General features: G+C 46.8%; 1 protein-coding gene. It reads right to left on the reverse strand.

Translation table 11 applies throughout. The features are described 5' to 3' along the window. Nucleotides 1–392: 392 nt before the first annotated feature. Complete coding sequence (locus AC50Y3_RS30075) at nt 393–1,664, reverse strand: IS110 family RNA-guided transposase (RefSeq protein WP_494822334.1); 1,272 nt, start codon at nt 1,662–1,664, stop codon at nt 393–395. Nucleotides 1,665–1,786: the final 122 nt, after the last annotated feature.

Genomic DNA, 1,786 nt, shown 5'->3' on the forward strand with positions numbered 1-1,786 from the left:
TTGAACTCCCTCGGTACGACTTAGTTTTCTCAAGAATGCTCGCTTATTCGCAGGATTTCACCCTTGCAAGAAATATAGAAAGAGAGTAAGAGGGACCTTGTAGTAGAGCCGGACAACATGAAGGCGTGAGGAAATAAAGGGGGGAGATTGCAACCCCATATCCTTCCATATACTGCACGCATTCTCCACGCCGCCCCTGGAGGTTTTCACTCCCATGTCTCAACGGGTCTATGCCCTCTCATTCCTTCGTTACGCCTTTCCAAGGGGTGGAGGCCGGTCTTGCTAACGGTACGGATCGGTGCCCTTTGGTTCAACTGCATCCGGTACTCCGTGCTTTCTTTTGAAATCCCGCGAATAAGCCAAAATTCGTACAACGCAACGGTTGGATGTGCTTAAGCAGCTAGCTGTAGTGGCATCGTTTTTTGAGGATTGTACGCTTCACGGCTGCGAGCCATGCCAACGAGTATGCGTGCTAATTTACCACACAGTTTCATAATGGACCTCATTTTCTTCATCTTCTTCACCTGCACATTGTGTGCGTGCATCGCTTGAAATTCCGGATTATTCATGACCAAACTCATCGTCATCATGAAGATAAATCGTCGGAGGCGAGAGCGTCCACGTTTGCTAATTTTCATCTGTCCGGTCCATTTTCCTGAGCTTGCTTCAGCAAGGTTAAGGCCTGCGTGACGGAGCAGGGCATTACCGTGAACAAAACCGCTTAAATCCCCTGCCTCACCTAGAATACCGGCTAGTGAAATGGCGCTAATCCCTTTGACAGCAAGCATAGATTTCGCAAAAGGAATGCGATCTAAAACGGTGATGATCTCGGTCTCAACCGTTTTTAGCTGCTGGCAAGCAAGATCGTATTCATCTAACAACTGCTTTAAGTGAAGCTTGTAAGCATGCGTGGCTTGTTTTGATCCAACAGAACGCCTAGCAAGAGAGGTGAGAGCTTGAGCCTTTCGCTCACCAGAATGCCGTTTCATAAGGGTTTTCCAGCCTTTAATGATGTCTTGAGGCTGCAGCTCACTCAAATCTTCTGGTGTTGGAAAGAGACGGAGAGTAGCTAAACAGCCGGCGCACATCAAGCTCTTAAAGACTTGTCGCAGCTCTGGGAAAACAACGTCGACCCACCGATGGATTTGATTCTTGGCACTAACGAGTCTCGTTACGACAGAGTCACGGTTTGAAAGATAGACACGTAATTCTTCGAAGGCTTCAGGCGTGTTACGGATGAACGAGTAGTATCCGTTTTTAACCATGTCCGCAATGACAAGAGCGTCCTTTTTGTCGCTCTTAGATGGCGTATTATCTCGGTTTTCTTTGTTTTTCTTTACAAGATGAGGATTAACGAGAACGACTTCAAACTGTTGCTCAGAGATCCATTTGGAGAGGTTAAGCCAATAGTGTCCGGTAGGTTCCATGCCAACAATGGCTGCCGTTAAAGCATGTGTTGCTTGCAGCGAATGAATCCACCGAAGCAGGATGTGAAATCCTTCTTCGTCATTTGAGAAGGAGAGAGGGTTGCCAACAACAATTCCTCGAAAGTTAACCGCACGTGCAACATGAATTTGTTGAGCAATGTCGATCCCGACGACAAGATGCTGGGCGGTAATTTTTTCAATGAGTTGATTTTGTTTGTCTTGCGATTTAAACTTCATAGTAGAGCGTCCTCCTGGATGATGGGATTTTAAGGGCTATGACCCGTTGCGTACTCCCATCGTACCGAGGCGCTTTTCTTTTTTCAAAGACGAAATTAATCCATCTACAGGAATGCTAACGG

The sequence above is a fragment of the Paenibacillus sp. J22R98 genome, from assembly GCF_059383835.1.